At 36.6% G+C, this 15,743-nt stretch carries 14 protein-coding genes; 8 read left to right on the top strand and 6 right to left on the bottom strand.

The features are described from left to right. Positions 1-12 precede the first annotated feature (12 nt). Positions 13-1,449 (bottom strand): glycoside hydrolase family 32 protein, encoded by a 1,437-nt coding sequence (locus tag C0975_RS09575; protein ID WP_101776169.1) that lies wholly within the window; start codon positions 1,447-1,449, stop codon positions 13-15. Between the two features lie 36 nt (positions 1,450-1,485). Then, entirely contained in the window at positions 1,486-2,409 is a 924-nt protein-coding gene (locus C0975_RS09570) for an aminoimidazole riboside kinase (protein WP_101776168.1), read from the bottom strand. Between the two features lie 182 nt (positions 2,410-2,591). Between C0975_RS09570 and hflD the strand changes: the two genes are divergently transcribed. The 6 genes from hflD to C0975_RS09540 all read left to right on the top strand — a co-directional run bounded on the left by hflD (position 2,592) and on the right by C0975_RS09540 (position 9,531). Continuing rightward, positions 2,592-3,203 carry a high frequency lysogenization protein HflD gene (gene hflD, locus C0975_RS09565; protein WP_101776167.1) on the top strand — a complete coding sequence of 204 codons (612 nt, stop codon included), beginning with the start codon at positions 2,592-2,594 and terminating at the stop codon, positions 3,201-3,203. 27 nt (positions 3,204-3,230) lie between these two features. Then, positions 3,231-4,598 (top strand): adenylosuccinate lyase, encoded by a 1,368-nt coding sequence (purB, locus tag C0975_RS09560; RefSeq protein WP_101776166.1) that lies wholly within the window; start codon positions 3,231-3,233, stop codon positions 4,596-4,598. Positions 4,599-5,008: 410 nt separating this feature from the next. After that, complete coding sequence (locus tag C0975_RS09555; RefSeq protein ID WP_101776165.1) at positions 5,009-6,595, top strand: L-lactate permease; 1,587 nt, start codon at positions 5,009-5,011, stop codon at positions 6,593-6,595. A 77-nt stretch (positions 6,596-6,672) separates the two neighbouring features. Continuing rightward, positions 6,673-7,392 carry a (Fe-S)-binding protein gene (locus tag C0975_RS09550; protein WP_101776164.1) on the top strand — a complete coding sequence of 240 codons (720 nt, stop codon included), beginning with the start codon at positions 6,673-6,675 and terminating at the stop codon, positions 7,390-7,392. An 11-nt stretch (positions 7,393-7,403) separates the two neighbouring features. Beyond that, positions 7,404-8,807, top strand: coding sequence for a LutB/LldF family L-lactate oxidation iron-sulfur protein (locus C0975_RS09545; RefSeq protein WP_101776163.1), 1,404 nt, complete (start codon positions 7,404-7,406; stop codon positions 8,805-8,807). 16 nt (positions 8,808-8,823) lie between these two features. After that, positions 8,824-9,531 (top strand): LutC/YkgG family protein, encoded by a 708-nt coding sequence (locus tag C0975_RS09540; protein WP_101776162.1) that lies wholly within the window; start codon positions 8,824-8,826, stop codon positions 9,529-9,531. A gap of 97 nt (positions 9,532-9,628) precedes the next feature. Here the strand turns inward: C0975_RS09540 and pssA are convergent, their stop codons facing one another. Beyond that, the gene (pssA, locus tag C0975_RS09535; protein ID WP_101776161.1) at positions 9,629-11,005 is read right to left on the bottom strand and encodes a CDP-diacylglycerol--serine O-phosphatidyltransferase; all 1,377 of its coding nucleotides are present in this window, start codon (positions 11,003-11,005) and stop codon (positions 9,629-9,631) included. Positions 11,006-11,170: 165 nt separating this feature from the next. Between pssA and C0975_RS09530 the strand changes: the two genes are divergently transcribed. After that, the gene (locus tag C0975_RS09530; RefSeq protein WP_101776160.1) at positions 11,171-12,259 is read left to right on the top strand and encodes a TrmH family RNA methyltransferase; all 1,089 of its coding nucleotides are present in this window, start codon (positions 11,171-11,173) and stop codon (positions 12,257-12,259) included. Positions 12,260-12,368: 109 nt separating this feature from the next. Here C0975_RS09530 and C0975_RS09525 read toward each other — a convergent pair whose 3' ends face one another. From C0975_RS09525 to metN, 3 genes are read right to left on the bottom strand one after another with little or no spacing between them, the layout of a single operon-like run. Then, positions 12,369-13,199 carry a MetQ/NlpA family lipoprotein gene (locus C0975_RS09525; RefSeq protein WP_101776159.1) on the bottom strand — a complete coding sequence of 277 codons (831 nt, stop codon included), beginning with the start codon at positions 13,197-13,199 and terminating at the stop codon, positions 12,369-12,371. Between the two features lie 43 nt (positions 13,200-13,242). After that, positions 13,243-13,932, bottom strand: a complete 690-nt coding sequence (locus C0975_RS09520) for a methionine ABC transporter permease (RefSeq protein WP_101776158.1) — start codon at positions 13,930-13,932, stop codon at positions 13,243-13,245. After that, positions 13,925-14,959, bottom strand: coding sequence for a methionine ABC transporter ATP-binding protein MetN (gene metN, locus C0975_RS09515; RefSeq protein ID WP_101776157.1), 1,035 nt, complete (start codon positions 14,957-14,959; stop codon positions 13,925-13,927). The genes C0975_RS09520 and metN overlap by 8 nt, the downstream gene beginning before the upstream one ends. A 196-nt stretch (positions 14,960-15,155) precedes the next feature. On the opposite strand from metN, the gene gmhB reads away from it, so the two are divergent. After that, positions 15,156-15,710, top strand: coding sequence for a D-glycero-beta-D-manno-heptose 1,7-bisphosphate 7-phosphatase (gene gmhB / locus C0975_RS09510; protein WP_101776156.1), 555 nt, complete (start codon positions 15,156-15,158; stop codon positions 15,708-15,710). Positions 15,711-15,743: the final 33 nt, after the last annotated feature.

Raw genomic sequence — 15,743 nt, 5'->3', positions numbered from 1 at the left:
TTATATAGTCCATTATTTAATCGAAATTGCAGGTAATTGTGCCACAGAAACCATGATTGGGCGAGAGCTGCTAATTTGATTTTTGCGTTGTTCAATAAAGAAACGTGATGTCATAGCTTTTTCCCCATCATTGAGAAAAATTTCTACTACGGAACGATCAAAAAAGATCTCGACTTTGTATAACTCAGTGATTTCACAGTGGCGTAGTGTGCCAAACTCTTGCATAAGTGCGGTCTGTTTTGTCTGTGTTCTATCTAGGCTAAATAGTCCATTGTGGTAGCTGATGACAAGTTGATGTTGTGCGCTATTACTGAAAAATGTCATCGTGAAATTTTGATTTTGTGGAGTAAAAGTGAGGTAAGCAGTGTCTAGCCTATCTATAATTTGTGCTTCTTGGATACTAAACTGTTGTATTGGATGTAATTGTGCGTACAGTTGGGCAATGGGTTTTTGATAGAGTTTACCTTGTTGTAAAGTGAGTTGGCGCGGTAAACTCAACATTGAATGCCATTGATATCGATCTGTTGGATAAGTTAAGTCGGGTAATCCAACCCAGCCATAAAAGATGCCTTTACCCTGATAAACACTTTGAGGGGCATAAAAATCAAATCCATAATCTAATTCGTCAATATGTTCAGTGTGAAAGGTTTTATCTTGTAATACACCAAGTGCATAAGTGGCATGATAGTTATTTTGAAAATGGTGTTCTTCGCGTGGTTTACCTTGTGGTGACCAAATAAAAACAGATTTATCTGCTAATTGAAATAAATCAGGACATTCCCACATAAAAACACCTTGGTTATTAAACTGTGTGAGGGTTAATTCTCCTAATAATTGAGGTGTACTATCAAGATCAGGCATTTCATACAGCAGGGCAGTCCCCGTGCCATTTTGGCGCTGTGCGCCAAGAATAAAACGGATTTTACCTTCTGTGCTAATGAATGGTTTTGGATCACGTACATGTTCGCTATAACCAACAGGTGCTTGATTGAGCAAGCAACGTTTCTCTAATAGTTTGCCGCTTTTACTAAAAATAGCTATATTTTGGTGTGGAATGCGTTGTTGTTCATTACGCGTATTACCCGTATAAAAGGCGATAATCTGATCTTGCCACAAGATCGCTCCTCCCGAATAACAACCATGAGATTCAAATAATTGATCAGGAATAAGCGGTTCAGCATAACGAAAATGTTGAAAATCTGCTGTGATCACATGTTGCCAATGTTTCATACCATGCAGGGCAGCATAAGGGAACCATTGATAAAAAATATGGTAATTTTCACCATCAAAAATTAAACCGTTTGGATCATTTAATAAACCCGTATCAGGCGCAAGATGATAAGTTGGACGAAATTCGTTATCAGACAAGACTTGTTGGCGAATTTGCGCTAATTCGCCAACAGATTGTGCGTGTAAGCTTTTGTATTTGCCATGGTTGAAAATATGCATCATGAACTCCAAAGTCGGCTGAAAATTAATTGTGTTTTATTGTGCAAGAAAACGATCAAGTTCAGCACGATTAGGTAAGGCTGACATGGCTCCTTTTGCTGTTGTGGCTAAGGCACCACAAGCATTAGCTTGTTGAATAATTGGGATAAGTGCAGTCGATTTTTGCCAAATTTCTACTTGAGATAATCCAGCTAATAGCCCACTTACAAACGCATCGCCAGCCCCCGTTGTATCTACTGGTTGCAATGGTTTACCTGACACAATTTGGCTTTCGCCATTGAGGTAATATCTTGCGCCTGCTTTACCTAAAGTAATTATGATTAATTTTTCAGGGTATTGGTTTGTGAGCTTTTGTGTTGCTTGCTCGAGATTTTGGCTGTCAGTTAACAAAATGAGTTCTTCTTCTGAAAATTTAAGTACATCTGCTTGAGCAATGACTTGATTGACGATATTTTTCATTTCATCATGACTTGACCAGAGCGATTCACGTAAATTAGGATCGAAAGAGAAAAAACCACCTTTCGTTTTGATTTGTTTAATTGCGGTCAATGTAGTATGGCGAGAAGGATTATTGATTAGTGCGATAGAGCAACAATGTAACCAATCATTTTTTTGAAATTCAGGTAAATCAGATATTTCTAAAAATTGATCCGCACTTGGATTGACCATGAAAGTAAAACTGCGTTCACCTTGCTCTAAAGACACAATAACGGTAGAAGTCCGTTGCTGAGGATCTAATCGCATTTGTTGTGTACAAACTTTTTCTTGTTGCAAAGTTGCTTGCATAAAGCGACCCAACGGATCATCCCCCACACAACCGATAAACCCAGTATTACCACCTAAACGCGCAATACCTACAGCGACGTTAGCTGGCGCGCCACCTGGGCAGCGTAAATAATGATGTGGACCATCTGGAATTAAATCAACTACTGCATCGCCTAACACCCAAATTTTACTCATGTTCAATCCCCTTTCGTTGAATTAGATAGTTCTGAATAGTAACTAAAACGTTTTAGTTTTGCAATTTGGGTTTTAAAATTTGCGATCAAGATCAAACTTTCAGATAAAATACGTAACTTTAAAAAAGAGTGAAAAAGTGCTATATTGTCCGCCGATTTTTTTATCCTAAGTTATCTGACGATATGGCAAATTATTACGATATTACTTTAGCGCTTGCAGGCGTATGTCAAGCAGCAAAATTGGTACAGCAATTTGCGCAACAAGGGCAAGCTGATCAAGCTGCACTGGAAACTAGCTTAAATACCTTATTGCAAATGAATCCAGAAGATACATTGGCTGTCTTTGGTGGTAACGAGCAAAACCTGAAATTAGGGCTAGAAACCTTACTAGAGCAGATGAATGGTAGCGGATCTGATCTGAGCCGATATTGGATTAGTCTGCTTGCACTAGAAGGTAAACTCAATAAAAAACCAAATGTAAAAGCAGAGCTTGCTCGTCGTATTCAATATTTACCTACACAACTGACACATTATGATTTGCAGGATGAACAAATGTTATCGACATTAGCGAGTATTTATGTTGATGTAATCAGTCCATTAGGACGTAAAATTCAAGTCACAGGTTCAACCCTTTATTTGCAACAACCTGCTATGCATAATCGGATTCGTGCTTGTTTATTAGCGGGGATTCGCTCTGCCGTCTTATGGAAACAAGTTGGTGGAACAAAATGGCAGATTTTGTTCTCACGTCGTAAAATTATTGCTATGGCAAAGCAAATTTATTCTTCACTTTAATCACCTTATTTTATGGAGCAAACCTCTATGCAACTTAACGCATTAACTGCACTTTCCCCGATTGACGGACGTTACCAAGATAAAGCAAGTTCATTACGCCATATTTTTAGTGAATTTGGTTTATTAAAATTTCGCGTCACTGTTGAAGTGCGTTGGCTACAAAAATTAGCAGCGACTACACAAATTCAAGAAGTTTCTTCATTATCCAAAGAGGCAAACGATTACCTTAACCAAATTGTTGATAATTTCAGTTTGCAAGATGCCGAACGCATTAAAGAAATTGAACGTACTACTAATCATGATATGAAAGCGGTTGAGTATTTCTTAAAAGAGAAAAGTGAAGCGTTAACTGAATTAGCAAAAGTCAGTGAGTTTATCCATTTTGCCTGTACATCCGAAGATATTAATAACCTTTCTCATGCATTAATGTTAAAAACAGCACGTGAAGAGGTCATTTTACCTGAATGGCAAAAATTAATTGATGATATTAGTGCACTCGCAAATGAATATAAAGCTATTCCATTACTTTCACGCACACATGGCCAACCTGCGTCACCTTCGACGATGGGGAAAGAAATGGCGAATGTCGTGTATCGTTTAAAACGCCAATTCAAGCAATTACAACAAATTGAGATACTCGGTAAAATTAATGGTGCAGTAGGTAACTATAATGCACATCTATCCGCGTATCCTGAAATCGACTGGCATAAATTCAGTGAAGAATTTGTGACTTCATTAGGTTTAACTTGGAATCCCTATACGACGCAAATTGAACCACATGATTATATTGCTGAGTTTTTTGATAACGTTGCGCGTTTTAATACCATCATTATCGATTTTGATCGTGATTTATGGGGTTATATTGCCTTAAATCATTTTAAACAGCGTACAATTGCTGGTGAAATTGGCTCATCAACTATGCCACATAAAGTGAATCCAATTGATTTTGAAAATTCAGAAGGTAATCTGGGTTTAGCGAATGCTGTAATGGCACATTTAGGGGCAAAATTACCAATTTCGCGTTGGCAACGTGACTTAACTGATTCGACGGTGTTACGTAATCTAGGCGTAGGGCTAGGCTATTGTTTAATTGCTTATGCGGCAACGCGTAAAGGGATAAGTAAATTGGAAGTCAATGAACAGCATTTACGTGATGAGTTAGATCAAAATTGGGAAGTACTTGCAGAACCAATTCAGACGGTAATGCGTCGTTATGGTATTGAGAAACCTTATGAGAAATTGAAAGAACTGACACGTGGTAAACGTGTTGATGCTGTGGCTATGCGTGAGTTTATTGAAGCTCTTGAAATTCCAGTAGAGGAAAAGCGACGTTTACAACAGATGACACCAGCGACTTATATTGGTGCCGCAGTAGAATTAGTTGAGAAATTATAAATAGATTAAATTTTAAGCTTTATTTATTTTTTTAGATTAAAATAATTTGCTTTAAATTTAAACAAAATTAAAAAGGCTATGTAAACAATACATAGCCTTTTTTGATTATTTTAAATAAATTAAATTAATTTATTCGCAGAAAATAAAAATCATTGTACTTAATATCGTTTATTAATTAATCAAAATTGAAAGTGATTTATTAGATATGTGAATTAAATCACATAAAATACGATCTTTTTTAAAGCATTTTTTTTTAATTACTTTAATATAACATGTCATTAACATTAATGAGTAAAAGTATATTATTTGTACAATTTAATTTTGCATTTAAATATCTACTCATAAGTGGTTATATTGGTTTTTAATATTTTAATTTGGCGTTGAAATCTAGCTTATTTATAGGATTTTTTATGATTTTCTTTTTAAGTATTCTTCCAATTGCGTTATTGATTTATTTAATGGTAAAACGCAATAGCTTACCTTCTTATATTGCACTTCCGCTAATTGCGTTGTTAACTTATCTTTTACAAGCATTTTACTTTGGTACAGATTTAACTCGTTTAAATGCTAATGTGATTGCTGGCTTAATTGCAACCCAAACTCCAATTACGATCATTTTTGGTGCGATTTTATTTAATCGTATGATGGAAGTTTCTGGCAGCACTGACGTGTTGCGTAAGTGGTTAGCAAATATTAATCCGAATCCTGTTGCTCAGATTATGATCATCGGCTGGGCGTTTGCTTTTATGATTGAAGGGGCAAGTGGTTTTGGTACCCCTGCTGCAATTGCTGCACCTATTTTAGTTGGTTTAGGTTTTAAACCATTACAAGTGGCTATGCTTGCATTAGTCATGAACTCTGTGCCAGTATCTTTCGGTGCAGTCGGAACACCAACATGGTTTGGTTTTGGCGCGTTAGGGTTGAGTGATGATGTTGTACTTGAGTTAGGGCAAAAAACAGCATTTATTCACTTCATTGCTGCTTTTGTCATTCCATTATTAGCATTACGTTTCCTCGTCGGTTGGAAACAAATTAAGCAAAACTTAGTCTTTATTTATATTAGTATTCTTGCTTGTACGGTACCGTATTTCTTATTAGCACAAGTAAATTATGAATTCCCATCACTTGTTGGCGGCGCCATTGGGTTATTAATTTCAATTTTAGTTGCTAATAAAGGCATTGGTATTAGCAAAGCAGATAATACTGATCTACAACTAGAAAAAGTGGCATTTAATCAAGTCTTCAAAGCACTTTTCCCAACCATGATGTTAATTGTGATCTTAATTGTGACGCGTATTCATCAATTAGGTATCAAACAGTTACTCAATGATGCAACAACATGGTTCTCTGTTTCGCTTGGTGGATTAGGCGAGTTTAAAGTTAGTCAGGCGCTTATTCTGTCCTTAAATAATATTTTAGGGCAAGGAATTAACGAGAGCTATAAGACACTTTATGTACCATCTCTCATTCCATTTATTGTGACTGTGATTATCTCTATTTTGGTGTTTAAATTGAATGGCGAGAAAACTAAGAACATTGTATCAACGACTTATCATCAAACTAAAAAACCATTCTTTGCCTTATTAGGGGCATTAGTTATGGTAAAATTGATGCTGGTGGGTAATGATAACTATGATTCGATGGTAATTACTATTGGCAAAACCTTTGCTGATGTGACTGGCGATAAATGGGTTTACTTCTCTTCTTATTTAGGTGCAATCGGCGCGTTTTTCTCAGGTTCAAACACCGTTTCAAACTTAACTTTCGGTGGAATTCAATTATCTATCGCAGAAACAACTGGCATGTCAGTTCCGCTTATCCTCGCACTACAATCTGTGGGGGGCGCAATGGGAAATATGGTGTGTTTAAATAACATTATTGCAGTATGTACCGTATTGAATGTGAGCAACCAAGAAGGCGCGATTTTAAAACGCACGGTTATACCAATGTTCTTATATGGCGTAATTGCGGCATTAGTTGCTGTTGTTATTTATTAGCCTGTCTTTTGTTATATCTTCATACATAGCTAACTTTTGTGAAGTTAGCTATGTGCTATTTTTTGGAGTAATCAAAAATGAATGTCAATTTTTATGTAACCTGTATTGCTGATGCATTGAAATCCAATGTGGCAAAGCAAACAGTGCTTCTCCTTGAACAGCTTGGCTGTCAAATTACTTTCCTTGAGCAACAAAGTTGCTGTGGACAGCCTGCAATTAACAGTGGTTATGTAACCCAAGCTATTCCAGCAATGAAAAAATTAATCGAAACCTTTGAGGTAAATGATTACCCTATTGTGGCGCCCGCTGGTTCTTGTGTGTATGCCATCACGACTTACCCAGAGTATTTAAAAGATGAACCAGAGTGGGTAGCTCGTGCGAAAAAAGTCGCTGATCGTTTTTATGATTTAACTGACTTTATTGTGAATAAATTAGGTATCGTCAATGTAGGTGCAAAATTAGAGGGCAATGCGGTTTATCATCCTTCTTGTAGTTTATTCCGTAAATTGGGTGTTAAAGAAGAACCATTAAAACTACTACAAAATGTGGAAGGATTAACCTTATTACCTATTCACAACCAAGAAACCTGTTGTGGTTTCGGCGGTACTTTCTCTGTGAAAATGGCTGAGATTTCAGGTGAAATGGTGAAAGAGAAAGTACAACATATCATGGCTGTGAAACCTTTATATCTAATTGGTGCGGATGTGAGCTGCTTACTGAATATTGGCGGACGCATGAAGCGAGAAGGACATAATGTGAAAGTCATGCATATCGCTGAAGTATTAATGAGTCGCTAAGGAGGAAAATGATGTCAATTAAAACAAGCCACCTTCAATTTAAGCCGCGCATTAACGAAGAAATTCACAATGAGATCATGCGTAAAGCTGTTGTTATGGCGCAAGAACGTATTGGTGCTAATCGCCAAAAAATGGTGGAAGAGCTGGGGCATTGGGAAGAATGGCGTGATTTGGCTAAAGAAATTCGTAATCATGTTATCGAAAATTTAGATGCTTATCTTTACCAACTTTCGGAAAAAGTGACTCAGAATGGTGGTCATGTTTATTTTGCTGCGACTGCTGAAGAAGCAACCAACTATATTAAACAAGTGGCTAAAGCCAAAAATGCAAAGAAAATTGTGAAGTCAAAGTCAATGGTCACCGAGGAAATCGGTATGAACCATGTCCTTGAAGCAGAAGGAATTAAAGTTATTGAAACCGATCTGGGCGAATATATTCTTCAAGTCGCAGAAGATAAGCCATCGCATATTGTGGTACCTGCTATTCATAAAGATCGTCATCAAATTCGTAAAGTGTTAGCAGAAAAGTTAGGCTATACTGGCTCTGAAACGCCGGAAGAAATGACGTTATTTATTCGTGAAACTATCCGTAAGGATTTCTTAGAAGCAGATATTGGCGTGAGCGGTTGTAATTTCGCAGTCGCAGAAACAGGTAGTGTATGTTTGGTGACTAACGAAGGTAACTTACGTCTAGCAACATCATTACCGAAAACGCATATTGCAGTAATGGGGATGGAACGTTTAGCACCAACTTTTAAAGAAGTTGATGTTTTAATCACTTTATTAGCACGCAGTGCGGTAGGTGCACGTTTAACAGGTTATAACACTTGGTTAACAGGTCCTCGTTTGGCTGGTGAAACGGATGGTCCAGAAGAATTCCATTTAGTCATTGTCGATAATGGACGCTCGAAAATGCTTGGTTCAGAATTCCGCGAAGTATTACGTTGTATCCGCTGTGGTGCTTGTTTGAATACTTGCCCAGCTTATCGCCAAATTGGCGGGCATGGTTATGGTTCTATTTATCCAGGTCCAATTGGATCAGTGATTTCACCCATTCTAGGTGGCTATGAGGAATTTAAAGATCTACCGTCTGCCTGTTCATTGTGTACCGCATGTAATCAAGTTTGCCCTGTCAAAATTCCATTAGCAAATTTATTATTAAAACACCGTCGTAATATTGCTGAGTCAGGCATGAATCCTGTAGTAGAACGTTTATCAGTGAAGGCATTTACAGTGGCTAATAGTCATCCAAGCTTATGGAAAATTGGCGTCAATGTTGGTGCGAAAGTCGCAAAATTAGCAATTCGTGATGGTAAAATGCCGATTCAAGTCGGTGCGGTTGCAGAATGGACTAAAGCTCGTGACTTACCAGAAGCTGAAGGTGAAAGCTTCCGTTCTTGGTTCAAAAATCGTTAATTAGTGAGGAATTTCTATGTTAGATCAACAAAATAGACAACAGTTTTTAGATAACCTTGCGCAACAACTTGGACGAGAATTTCGTCCAACTATCACAGGGCGTTATCCACAACTGAATAACTATCCGACAACACGTTTAACAGAATTAAGTATTGATGAGCGCTGTACTGCGTTTGTTGAATTTGCTTCGCAGACGATGTTAGTCAACTGCAAAATTACAACCCCTGAACAGGCGAGTACTAATTTATTAGCATTATGTGAACAATATGGTGGCGGTCCTGTTATTTTAAACGACGATGCACGTTTAGTTGAAGCGGGGATTACACCTGCGATACAAGCGCAATATGAAACGCATATTTGGGCGGAAAACTCAGCCGAAATGAATCGCACTTTCGCCAATAGCGCTAATATCGGTATTGTGTTCGCTGAATATGGCTTAACAGAATCTGGTGGTATTGTACTGTTTTCTAATGCGCAATCAGGTCGTTCAGTCAGTCTATTACCGAAAGTATCTATTGTTGTGTTGAACAAAAGTACTATTTTGCCCCGTGTTGCACAACTATCAGAAATTTTGCATCAAAAAGCAAAACGAGGTGAGCGTATGCCATCATGTGTCAATTTGATTGCAGGTCCAAGTTCCACCGCAGATATTGAGCTTATCAAAGTTGTTGGCGTACATGGACCTGTTGCGAAAGCTTATTTGATTATTGATGATACAAAATAGATGAAAGACCGCTAAAGTGCGGTCTGTTTTAGCTAAGTTTTATTAATAAATAAAAGTAGAATATTGTAAAAATGGAGGCTTATTGCCTCCATTATATTTATAGAATCATTTTAATTAATTTATCAGCTTTGACACGAGCAAATTTTTTCAACAGCTTTTGTACCGGTGCTGGATACTGTTTCATTTCATCTAATTCAGAATAATGTTTTAGTATCGTCGTATGCTGACGAATACAGGTTAATTCTCGCTCGACTTGATCGCGTAGTTGTTGCTTTGGATCATGGATAAACAATCCATTCTCTGCATCTAAACGCCATGCCCTCGGGTTTAAGTTATTGCCTGTCAATAAAATGTAGTGTTGATCTACCCAAACGCCTTTTAAGTGATAAGAATTATCACCATCTTTCCAAGTTCGAATCGTTAATAATCCTTGATTAATTTCATATTCAAACTTTTTACTAAAGCGACGTAAATTACTTTCGTATAAATAAGGCAATGCACCTGCCATTTTGAACGGTTCAGAAGGAGGAATATAGAAATCATTTGCTGTTTTGTCACCAACAATAATTTCCACTTTTTTGCCTTTATTAAGTAAACGACGAATTTTTTGTTGCAATGTACGTGGAAAGTTAAAGTAAGGTGTACAGATCACTAATTCCTGTTCAACAACTTGAAATAGATCTTCGATAGTTTGGTTCAAACGATTGTTATATTTGCTTAAACCAAACAAGACAGAAATACTGAGCTGCTCTTCATTTTCTTCTAATAGATTCGCCCCTTTCAACACATACTGTGCTTCAAAAGCTAATGTTTTACGAAATTCTTTAATTGCTGGACGAATTTCTTTTGTTGTTGGGCGATTGATGATATCCAGAGGATAAACTGCCATTGGATTTAATAAGTATTGCTGTATAAAACAGACCATCGCATCCGCTAATTCTGCATGAATGATTTTGTGATAGCGATCATAACGATATTTATTTAATTGATGTAGATAGACATTATTAATACTTGCACCGCTATAGAGCACAGTGTTATCAAATACAAAGCCTTTAATATGTAACACACCAAAAACTTCGCGCGTGTTAATTGGGACACCAAAAAACATATTTGGATCATGGGGTAATTGGTATTTTATACGTTCATCACAATACCAATCTGCATTAGTTGCACTTTTTTCTGCACCGAGTAAATTGCGCTGTGCTCGGTGCCAATCAATTAATATCTTGACATCGAGGGAGGGATTATCTTGTTTAGCGCGATAGATTTCATCTAAAATTTCTTGCCCTGCTTCATCGTGCTGCCAATAAAGCGCTGTGACATAAATACGTGATTTTGCTTGTTTAATGAGCTGAATAATTTGGCTTTTAAATTCTGCTGGGTTATAGAGAAATTCCACTTGTTCAGCTTGCAACGGTAAACAGAATAAACGATTGATATTTTGTTTTGCTCGTTTGGTTTTGTTTATCAACATAAAAATCATTCTCTTTAAGTTTGATTAGCTCGTTAGTTTACAATATTTAATATGGAACTTGGTAGCAAAATACGGTTTTTTCGTTATAATGCTCACACTTTATCGCGAAGTAGGGCTTTTTTTGCCTGAGTTTGCGTCTTCTAACAATCAAACTGGCACATCAAAATGAGTAATAAAACAAAAGTACCTGTTTTTCAACAAGCGCAAAATAAGCAATTTAATGAGCGCGTAGTCGGTGAAAAATTTGAAAAAAACACACCGCACTTCAAACATAAATCCCAAGAACGTGCTGCAAATAAATCCCGTGATAGTTTTCATTCGATGAATAAATCGCAGACAAGAAGTAAAGGCTCTCGTAGTATTCCAAGAGTAGAACAGCATATTGCACAAACCACGTTGCGAGCAGCAAGTGGTGCAGAAGGTAAAGTGAAAGTTGTTATAAAAAGTACGGGGATAAGTGATAAAGTCACTGAGAAAAAAACAGGTCCTCTTTCACCACGTGCCCCTGAAAAAATTAAGAAAAATCGTGCAGAAGAAATGAAAGTATACGGCGAAAATGCTTGTGCTGCATTATTTGCACAGCGACCAGACAGTATTGTACGAGTTTGGGCAACTGTAGAAATGGCAAAAAAGAGCGGTGAGTTATTCAGTTATTTAGCGACAAGTAAAAAGGTCTATCATGTCGTGGATAATGCCGAATTAACTTTAGTGAGTGGTACGGAGCACCATGGTGGTATCTGTATGTTAGTGAAAAAAGCCAGACCATTTACTTTATCAGGTTACTTAGATATCCCTCGTAAGCAAGACTGTTTAGTGATGTTGGATGGTGTACAAAATGCGCATAATATTGGTGGCATTGTTCGCACTTGCGCGGTATTCGGTGTGAAAGGAATGATTGTAGAGCGGCAATTTGTAGATAATCTGAATACATCAGCTGCAGTACGTGTTGCTGAAGGTGGTATGGAATACATTCGCGTGTTAGAAACGGATTATGCAGATAATGCGCTAAAACAACTTCGTCAAGCAGGCTATCAAGTTATACATCTTTCAGCCAGTAAACAAGCTAAAGCACTTAGTAAAATTAAGTTTGCTCATAAAGTAGTTTTTGTCGTGAGTGAAGCGGGGAGAGCTATATTAGCAGAAAAAGAAGATGAAAAAGTTGTTTTGTCTTTAAATAACCCTCTCAATGCAGAATTGAACATTGCTGTTGCAACGGGCGTATTACTGGCACAATGGGATTTAAGTATAAATTAAGCATTTATGTACTAGTTTAATGTTAGTCTATCAAATATTAGTAAATAGCAAATAAAATGATCCCCAGTCTATGCTGGGGATCATTTTATTTAAAGCAAAGTAAAAAATATTACCAACCTTTTACAACACCATCATTAAAATGTTTAACTGCTTCTTGATAAACTTCTTCACTTTGGAAAGCTTTAACAAAATCTTTAATGACATCATTTTCTTTATTGTCTTCACGAGTCACCACCAAGTTTACATAAGGTGAATCTTTATCTTCAACAAAGATACCATCTTTTTCACGGGTTAAACCATGCTGACCTGCATAAGTATTGTTGATGATTGCGAAGTCAACATCATCTAATGCACGTGGAAGTAATGAAGTTTCCACTTCTTTGATTTGAATATTTTTTGGATTTTCAACAACATCAATTGAAGTTGAGAATAAATTGCTTGAATCTTTTAATTTAATGACACCTTGTTTTTCTAAAAGCAATAATGCACGACCTAAGTTACTTGGATTGTTTGGTACCGCAACAATAGCACCATCTTGTAATTCAGATACATTTTTGATTTTTTTAGAATAAGCTGCAATTGGGAAGACGAAAGTATTACCAACGATAGCCAATTTATAACCACGTTGCTCTACCTCTTTATCCATATAAGGTTTGTGTTGGAACGCATTAGCATCTAAATCACCTTTTGAAAGCGCTTCATTTGGCTGAGTATACTCAGTAAATTCGATCAGTTTCACATCAATATTGTATTTTTCTTTTGCAATACGTGCAGCAACTTCAGTGACTTGTGCTTCTGCGCCAGACATGACACCAATTGTTAATTTACGCGCAGCAGGTTCTTGTTTTGCCGCTGTTGCTGCGGGTTTATCATCTTTACAACCTGCTAATGCGATTGCCGAGAAAATGGTCGCAAGACCTAAAAGTTTAGTTAATTTCATAAGTAATCCTCTGAAAAAAGATGTTGTGTTAGTTATGTTTTAATTAGCGATGATCAAAACGTTCTGCCAAATAATCCCCTAGTTTTTGGCTTAACATGACGATCAAAACGATAATTATTGTTGCGATCCATTTTACATAGATCATATTACGGTGTTCGCCATAAGTAATTGCAAGATTACCTAAACCGCCGCCGCCAACAGCGCCAGCCATTGCTGAATAGCCAATTAATGCTACTAAGGTAAGCGTGATGCCGTTAATTAAAATTGGAATTGACTCTGGTAAATAGTATTTGGTTACAATTTGCCAATTTGTAGCTCCCATTGATTTTGCTGCCTCTGTCAGTCCACTTGGAATTTCAAGTAAGGCATTTGATGTAAGCCTTGCAAAAAATGGAATTGCTGACACACTTAATGGAACGATAGCAGCTGTCGTACCTAATGTTGTGCCGACAACTAAACGGGTAAAAGGCAATAAAATAATCAGTAAAATAATAAAAGGTACCGAGCGACCAATATTAATAATCACGTTTAATACTTGATGCGCGCGACGATGTTCTAAAATTTCACCTTTACCTGTCAGAAAAGCAAGGAAGCCTATTGGTAAACCTACAACGATAGCAAATACTGTTGCAGTAAAACCCATATAAAGTGTTTCCAATGTTGAAAGACCAACGAGCTCCCAAATTCTTGGTGACATTTCTTGGGTAAAATCTGCCCATAATTGATCAAACATAGCCTAGTACCTCAACTTTTACATTATGTTCCATTAAATATGTTTTTGTTTTTGTAATTGCGTCATCATCACCTTCCATTTCTGCAATAACAAAGCCGAATTTTACACCACCTGCATAGTCAATTTGTGAGGTTAAAATACTTAAATCAACGCCAAACATTTTTGAGGCTTGTGAGAGTACTGGGGCATCCACGGTACGTCCAGTGAACTCAAATTGTACAATTGGCCAAGAGTTCGCATGTTTTGGTGTATCTGATAATTTTTCCATATATTCTTCTGGTAAATTAATATGAAAAGTTGAGCGAATAAATTCTTTTGCCAATTGAGTTTGTGGGTTAGAAAAGATTTCACTCACAGAACCTTGCTCAATTAAATGTCCTTTATCAATTACAGCTACTTTATCGCAAATCCGTTTGACTACTTCCATCTCGTGAGTAATTAATAGGATCGTGATACCTAAAGTGCGGTTGATTTCTTTTAATAAAGCCAAAATAGATTGTGTTGTTGCTGGATCTAAAGCACTGGTTGCTTCGTCACATAAAAGTACTTTAGGCTCACTTGCAAGCGCACGTGCAATTGCTACACGCTGTTTTTGACCACCAGATAAATTGGCAGGATAAGCATCTTTTTTATCTGCTAAACCCACCAATGCCAATAATTCATTGACTTTATTATTAATTTTTTCTTTTGGCGTATGTTCTAATTCTAATGGCAATGCTACATTACCAAAGACAGTACGTGATGTAAGCAAATTAAAATGTTGAAAAATCATGCCGATATTACGTCGTTCATGAACTAATTCTGTATTTCTTAACTGAGTTAAGTCTTTTCCATCAACAATAACTGAGCCAGTTGATGGTGCTTCAAGTAAGTTAACGCAACGTATTAATGTACTTTTTCCTGCACCAGAAGCGCCGATAACACCACAAATTTGTCCTTTTGGCACATGCAGAGATACATTATCAAGTGCGGTCAGTTTTTTACCTGAAACATCAAAAATTTTACTGATATTTTCTAGCTTAATCATATAAGCCCTTTTATTTTATGATTCTTTATAAATAACATTGGATTTGTATTTTAGACGTCTAGATTTCCATGTCAATATATAATCAAAGATTTTTTATCATTATTGATTATTAAATAGAATCAATAGCGAGTTTATTTGCTAAGGTTTGTAAGAAAAGGGATAATTTAATCTATAACTAAAGAGATAAGGATTGAAAATGAAAAAAGCGATTTTTTTAGATCGGGATGGTACATTAAATCTTGATCATGGCTATGTTCATGAAATTGATCAATTTAAATTTATTACTGGCAGTATTGAAGCATTACAACAACTTAAACAGATGGGTTACCTTTTGATTTTAGTGACTAACCAATCTGGTATCGCACGCGGTTATTTTTCAGAGGAGCAATTTTTGCAACTCACAGAATGGATGGATTGGTCACTTGCAGATCGCGGAGTGGATTTAGATGGCATTTATTATTGCCCACATCATATTGAAGGTAAAGGAGAATATAAGAAAGAATGTAATTGTCGTAAGCCTAAATCAGGTATGTTATTGCAAGCAATCAAAGAATTAGGTATTGATCCAGCAAGATCAGTTATGATTGGTGATAAAGTAGAAGATATTTTGGCTGGAAAAGGCGCTAATATTGCAATTAATATTTTAGTTAGAACTGGAAAACCAATCACATCAGAAGGCGAAAAATTAACCAGTTATGTATTAGATTCTATTGTTGAGCTACCAAAGTTATTAAATGGCTTAAAAAACTAACAATAAGTAGATAAATTTTGTACTTTGCGCTTT

It is taken from the genome of Pasteurella oralis (assembly GCF_002850605.1).
GTDB classification, from domain to species: Bacteria; Pseudomonadota; Gammaproteobacteria; order Enterobacterales; family Pasteurellaceae; genus Pasteurella; species Pasteurella oralis.
Note: the sequence above shows the minus strand (reverse complement) of the source record. Positions and strands in the feature narration are given on the sequence as shown.

Bases quoted from the DNA above. Each gene is read 5' to 3' on its own strand.
- C0975_RS09575 (WP_101776169.1), bottom strand. From the start codon at position 1,449: ATGCATATTTTCAACCATGGCAAATACAAAAGCTTACACGCACAATCT.
- C0975_RS09570 (WP_101776168.1), bottom strand. From the start codon at position 2,409: ATGAGTAAAATTTGGGTGTTAGGCGATGCAGTAGTTGATTTAATTCCA.
- hflD (WP_101776167.1), top strand. From the start codon at position 2,592: ATGGCAAATTATTACGATATTACTTTAGCGCTTGCAGGCGTATGTCAA.
- purB (WP_101776166.1), top strand. From the start codon at position 3,231: ATGCAACTTAACGCATTAACTGCACTTTCCCCGATTGACGGACGTTAC.
- C0975_RS09555 (WP_101776165.1), top strand. From the start codon at position 5,009: ATGATTTTCTTTTTAAGTATTCTTCCAATTGCGTTATTGATTTATTTA.
- C0975_RS09550 (WP_101776164.1), top strand. From the start codon at position 6,673: ATGAATGTCAATTTTTATGTAACCTGTATTGCTGATGCATTGAAATCC.
- C0975_RS09545 (WP_101776163.1), top strand. From the start codon at position 7,404: ATGTCAATTAAAACAAGCCACCTTCAATTTAAGCCGCGCATTAACGAA.
- C0975_RS09540 (WP_101776162.1), top strand. From the start codon at position 8,824: ATGTTAGATCAACAAAATAGACAACAGTTTTTAGATAACCTTGCGCAA.
- pssA (WP_101776161.1), bottom strand. From the start codon at position 11,005: ATGTTGATAAACAAAACCAAACGAGCAAAACAAAATATCAATCGTTTA.
- C0975_RS09530 (WP_101776160.1), top strand. From the start codon at position 11,171: ATGAGTAATAAAACAAAAGTACCTGTTTTTCAACAAGCGCAAAATAAG.
- C0975_RS09525 (WP_101776159.1), bottom strand. From the start codon at position 13,199: ATGAAATTAACTAAACTTTTAGGTCTTGCGACCATTTTCTCGGCAATC.
- C0975_RS09520 (WP_101776158.1), bottom strand. From the start codon at position 13,932: ATGTTTGATCAATTATGGGCAGATTTTACCCAAGAAATGTCACCAAGA.
- metN (WP_101776157.1), bottom strand. From the start codon at position 14,959: ATGATTAAGCTAGAAAATATCAGTAAAATTTTTGATGTTTCAGGTAAA.
- gmhB (WP_101776156.1), top strand. From the start codon at position 15,156: ATGAAAAAAGCGATTTTTTTAGATCGGGATGGTACATTAAATCTTGAT.